The sequence below is a fragment of the Planktosalinus sp. genome, from assembly GCF_059864935.1.
The window spans coordinates 1-5,215 of record NZ_JCBCCK010000298.1 but is presented as its reverse complement, the minus strand read 5'-3'; the positions used below and the strand labels follow the sequence as shown (position 1 = coordinate 5,215).

The following is a 5,215-nucleotide window of genomic DNA, read 5'->3' as shown; positions in this document are numbered from 1 at the left end:
ACTTCTGCACAGTAGCCCACATTGGTGGTAACCACCGGCAGACCGGCGAGGGCATATTCAATAATTGCGAGAGGTAAGCCTTCAGAATCTGATGACAATACACTTATATCGGCCTGCTTCAAAACTGCTGAAATACCACTTTGAGAACCGTAGTAAAATACGCTATCCACGAGATGATGTTCAAGAATAAATTTATTTATTGACCTGAAGCAATCATCATCCCGGTTTTTTCCGAGTAAATGTAATGTCCAGTCAGGATGTTTTGAAGATATATTCAAAAAAGCCCTGAGTAGATTTAAATGATTCTTTTGAGGCCGTAAATTAGCCACACAAACAATACGTTTACCCTGCGCTCCATTAAGCTTTAATGTTTTTTCTGCTTGACTTTCAACCGAGCTAAAATTTTTGATATATATGACCTCTTTGCAGTTCAATTCCTTTTTTGCCCAATTTTCCAAAAGCTGATTCACAGCAAAAATCAAATCAAAAAAATGCGAACAAAAATCAAGAATGCTTTTTTTTCTATTACCAAGCTCTTCACTTTTTCCATAATGGTCATGCCACACCAATTTCACCGAAGGGTTCAGCCATTTTAAAAGTGTGCCAAAAAACCAGGAGGTAGCGTGTGCATGAATGATTTGTATTTTTTCTTGTTTGATGAGTATTGAGGCTTTGAGTAGCACTTTAAGTCCGATGGGGCCTTTGCGGTTTAGAAAACGGTAATGCACCTTTGGGTGGATGGTGTCTTTTAAAATACCTTCCTCGCGTGTGCTCCACAGATAAACCTCCACTTCCCGTTGTGAAAGCGCATTGGCATAGGCCACAGCCATCCGCTCAGCACCACCGGCGTTTAAAGAGTCTATTAGGTGGAGGATTTTCATTTTCGTGATTGGTTAATGGTTATTAGTTAATGGTAATAGGTTTTTTATCTCTTTTCTATTCTCTATTTTCTATGTTCTATTACCAATAATTCATTCAAACTTTGAACTTTGAGACTGAGTTTTGTTTCACGATTTAAGATGAGGACTAAAAGGTTTCTCACCACAAAAGGGTTTCACGCAAAGCAATATAAGATATGCAAAGTACGCAAAGAATTGTGTATTAAATAAAAAAAAATGTAATTTAGAAATATGAATGAAAATGAACTTTCCTATATCGTAATAGGTCTTGCATTGGAACTTCACAAAAAAGTGGGGCCCGGTCTACTAGAATCTGCGTATGAAAATGCTCTGGCTTTCGATATTCAGGAAGCCGGTTTAGTCGTACAGCAACAAGTCCCCTTACCTTTTTATTATAAGGAAATAAAAATGGAAGTTGGTTACAGAGTTGACATTTTAGTTGAAAATAAATTAATAATAGAAGTGAAATCTTTAGAAACTATCGCCCCGGTTCATTTTGCACAACTACTTACCTATCTTAAATTGTCTGACAAACGTTTAGGTTTACTGATAAATTTTAATACCAAGGTTCTTAAAGAAGGTCTTCATAGAGTGGTCAACAAATTAGATTAAGTAAATATCTATCAACCCCTTTGCGAACTTTGCTTTTTCTTTTGCTACTTTGCGTGAACTATTAATGCGTTGTTTAAATCAAATTCCTGATTTTTTCCTCAAACACCTCCAGTGTAAATTGCTGCGACCAGGTTTGGGTGTTGAGGGACAGGTTTTGAAGTCTGTTTGTGTTGTTTAGTAATTCATAAAAAGCTTCCACATCCTCTTCCAATTGTTTTGTCAATAGCACGCCCCTTTCTCCTTTTCCCAGTATTTCCGGCACACAGGAAACGGCAGTTGCCAGTGGTACGCCTCCCCAAAACATGGCTTCTGCAACTGCTTTGGGCCAGCCTTCTGATTTTGAGGGGAGGATTAAAAAATGACCATCTTTATAGGCTTGTTCAACCACTTCAGCGGATTGATTTCCTTTTAAAACAATGCTATTTTTCAGGCTATTCGATGCAATATAGGATTCAAGCTGTTGTCTCTGCACTCCTTCGCCATAGAGGTCCAAACGAATGTCAATTCCTTTTTGTTGTAATTGATGTACTAGTTTTACGGCATACAAAGGGTCTTTTCCGGGGGTTAACCCACCCACAAATAAAGCTTTGAAAGGGGGAATAAAGGTTTTTTCGATACGCTGCTTTTTAGATTTGGGATATGTAGCAGTAAAAAAAGGGATGATATTTTTTGAGGAATTGGGCCAATGACCATACACCATCACCTGCATATTCCGGGTGAGGAAGGGATTGTTCAATATCCATTTTTGAAAGCGGTAACTCAGGGGTTGTTTGGCGGAAGGGTCCCAGTTACCGGCATATTTGGCTGTTTTTTTCTTTTTCGGAAAAAAGAGTTGCACCACACATCCCAGCAAGCCCATATTGCCCGGACAGCGCAGGTGGATGTGGTCTGCTGCCCGCATTGCTTTCCAGATTTTAAATATGCAAACCGGTATGGATAATAGTGCTTTGACACCTTCAGGAGGTGAAGTCAATGAAAAAGGAGGTACTTTGTAAAATGTGAAATTCCCACTTATATAAGCCAAATCAATACTTCCGGGGTTATCGTTGGTCAACGGGGCAACCACACAAAGTTCATCGACATTCTTTTCCCAAAGATTCATTTCCCTTACGTAAGGACCATAAGCAAACCATTGATTGTTTTGCTTTTTATGGAGTGTATGGGAAATGATAAGGAGTTTCAAAAGGATTGCTGGTTATTGGTTTGATAAATATCGTATTATTTGGTGCACTAAAAATAAGCCTATTTCAGGAAAAGTGGGTTATCAATTCCGGAAGAAATATTTGTTATTGAAATTGTATTTGAAGTGTAAAAGAAAATAGCACGCTGATGACGCGGATTTGGGGGAGGGTTCACTGATTTAATTAGATAAAATACGTTAATTGTTCAGGTTTTTGAAATGATTTTGATTTTTTTTAACCATTAAGAAGTTAAGGGTTGTTAAGGGAAAAAGTGAATGTATAAGACTTACTCAAGTAGGCTCAAACGGGACAAGCTCTAAAGGGGGAATCCAGCCACGTCAAACATCTAATATCTCTACTCTCACGTCAAAAAATCGTTAGTCACGAAAACTACTTCTTCCTCATTTTCATAGTAATGTGCATACAGCGAAACAGGCTTTTATCTGAAACTGCCGACTGATTCCAGTCTTGTTCGTGCCATTTTTGTGCGATTTGTTTTTTCTTTTCGGCGCTTAAGGGCATTAGGTCAATCAGGACAATCCATTTGGATTTGCCCAATATGCCGCGGCGTTCTTCAATATGAAATGCATTTGCAAATTGTCCATAAGTCCTCTTGGTAAAGGGCCACTCCCAGGCAGCGTCACTTTGAAAAGGTCTGTACAATCGGCGTAATAGTTTAATGGGCAAACTGGTTTCCAGAGGGTCATAGCTTATTATTGTACCCTTTGGAGCGAGCTTCTCATTAAGTCTTTCAATTAAAACATCGGTGTTTTCAAAATGATGCAACACCCCATAGGCATAAATAAGATCAAACGCGGTTTCCTGAAACTCATCTGACAGGAAATCGGCTGCAATGGCTCTGGCATGTGGAAGATGCTTCAATTGTTTATTCAATTTTTCAATCGCTACATCACTTAAATCCAAACCCACATAAGACTTTGCATTTTCTGCTAAATACATGGACAAGGTATTGCCTGTATAACACCCCAAATCCAAAACTTTTTTAGTACTTAAATCCCCAAACCAAACCTTGTGGAGGTCATAATACTGTTGTTGCATTCCTGAACTTTGCCTGATTCCCTTGAGTGTTTTTTCCCTCATGCGCGACCAGATTCGGGTAGCTAAGTTTTTCTTTTTGGTATTGTAGAACTCCTTTTGCTTTTTGTTTGTTTCTATGATGTCCTTTGTTGTTTTCAAAGTAATTGATTTTTTTGTAAGGCTATAAATGGAAGAACTCATTTATGGTTTAATTTCAGGTTGATTTAAAAACAAACCCCACCACCCCACTATTCTGCCTAAAGTTTCAGTAAAAGCAGCTTTGGGTTGTTTGGTAGTGAATGTATTTGTCAATCTGATTAAAGTGAGCAATATAGTGATTGCATGCCATTTTATTTTGCTTTTCAAAGCCGGATTGGGATGTGCCACCCGCCAGACATACCAGCCGTTACGGACCACCATTTTACCGTAGTGGTATTGGTTGGGCCTGCCGTCGGGTTCGTGCAGATGTTGGAGGCGAGCTGCAGTGTTGACATACAAAGCCCCAAATTTAGAAAGCCGCAAACTAAAGTCAGCATCTTCATAGAGGCCATACCCTTCAAAATAATTTGAAAACGACATGCTTTTAAACACTTCCCTACGATAAGAAGAAACGCCACCCATAATTTGTTGCACTTTATAAGTTGCACCGCTTGGTGGCAGAAAGCCCACACTGCGCCCATGTCCAAACTCCGGGAAATGTGCCGGGGGAACATCACTATCAAGTCCCAGTTTTTTACGCAATACAAACCGGTTGCCGTCTTTGCGTTTGTAGCCATCATAAACATATTCATCAGTCTTGCCAATATATCCTTTTTGAACAGGCATCCATGCGACTTCATTGGTGATGTAACCCCCAACGGCCAGTGCATCAGGGAGCTGCAAATAAGTTGAAAGTAATAACTCAAAATAATCCGGTTCCAACACCGTGTCATCATCCAGAAAACAGACAATAGCTGTATCAGATGCCACATTTTGAACACCAAAATTCCTCTGCCGGGTCAGACCGCGGTCTTGCGGACTTATATGGTAGTAGGTGACTCCCTTAAAACCTACTTCTTCCAACATCTTCTGAGTGGCCTGATCTGTTGAACCATCCACAACAATGATTTCATCCGGCATACGCGACTGCTGCATCACCGACTCCAGCAGGCGTTGCAAAGGACCCGGGCGCATATAGGTGCAGATGATGAGTGAGTACTTCGTGTTTATTGTTTCTGGTTTCAAGTTTCTGGTTATTGGTTTCAAGTTTCTGGTTTCTGGTTTGTGGTTTCTGGTTTCTGGTTTCTGGTTTCAAGTTTCTGGTTTCTGGTTTGTGGTTTCTGGTTTGTGGTTTCTGGTTTCTGGTTTCTGGTTTCTGGTTTGTGGTTTCTGGTTTCAGGTTTCTGGTTTCTGGTTTCTGGTTTCTGGTTTCTGGTTTCTGGTTTCTGGTTTCTGGTTTCTGGTTTCTGGTTTCTGGTTATTGGTTATTGGTTATTGGTTATTGAA

6 protein-coding genes are annotated in these 5,215 nt (G+C 39.8%); 1 reads left to right on the top strand and 5 read right to left on the bottom strand.

Annotation, left to right across the window (positions count from 1 at the left end):
- A partial coding sequence (locus AC6F75_RS09805; RefSeq protein WP_500714848.1) for a glycosyltransferase occupies positions 1-881 on the bottom strand: 881 nt, incomplete at its 3' end.
- 249 nt (positions 882-1,130) lie between these two features.
- Between AC6F75_RS09805 and AC6F75_RS09800 the strand changes: the two genes are divergently transcribed.
- A complete protein-coding gene (locus AC6F75_RS09800; RefSeq protein ID WP_500714847.1) occupies positions 1,131-1,511 on the top strand; it encodes a GxxExxY protein in 381 nt (126 codons plus the stop codon).
- A 73-nt stretch (positions 1,512-1,584) separates the two neighbouring features.
- Here the strand turns inward: AC6F75_RS09800 and AC6F75_RS09795 are convergent, their stop codons facing one another.
- The 4 genes from AC6F75_RS09795 to AC6F75_RS09780 form a co-directional block, all read right to left on the bottom strand.
- Positions 1,585-2,694, bottom strand: coding sequence for a glycosyltransferase (locus AC6F75_RS09795; protein WP_500714846.1), 1,110 nt, complete (start codon positions 2,692-2,694; stop codon positions 1,585-1,587).
- 388 nt (positions 2,695-3,082) lie between these two features.
- Entirely contained in the window at positions 3,083-3,889 is an 807-nt protein-coding gene (locus AC6F75_RS09790; protein ID WP_500714844.1) for a methyltransferase, read from the bottom strand.
- A gap of 42 nt (positions 3,890-3,931) precedes the next feature.
- Positions 3,932-4,954, bottom strand: coding sequence for a glycosyltransferase (locus tag AC6F75_RS09785; RefSeq protein ID WP_500714842.1), 1,023 nt, complete (start codon positions 4,952-4,954; stop codon positions 3,932-3,934).
- Between the two features lie 17 nt (positions 4,955-4,971).
- Positions 4,972-5,190, bottom strand: a complete 219-nt coding sequence (locus tag AC6F75_RS09780; protein WP_500714849.1) for a hypothetical protein — start codon at positions 5,188-5,190, stop codon at positions 4,972-4,974.
- Between the last annotated feature and the right edge of the window lie 25 nt (positions 5,191-5,215).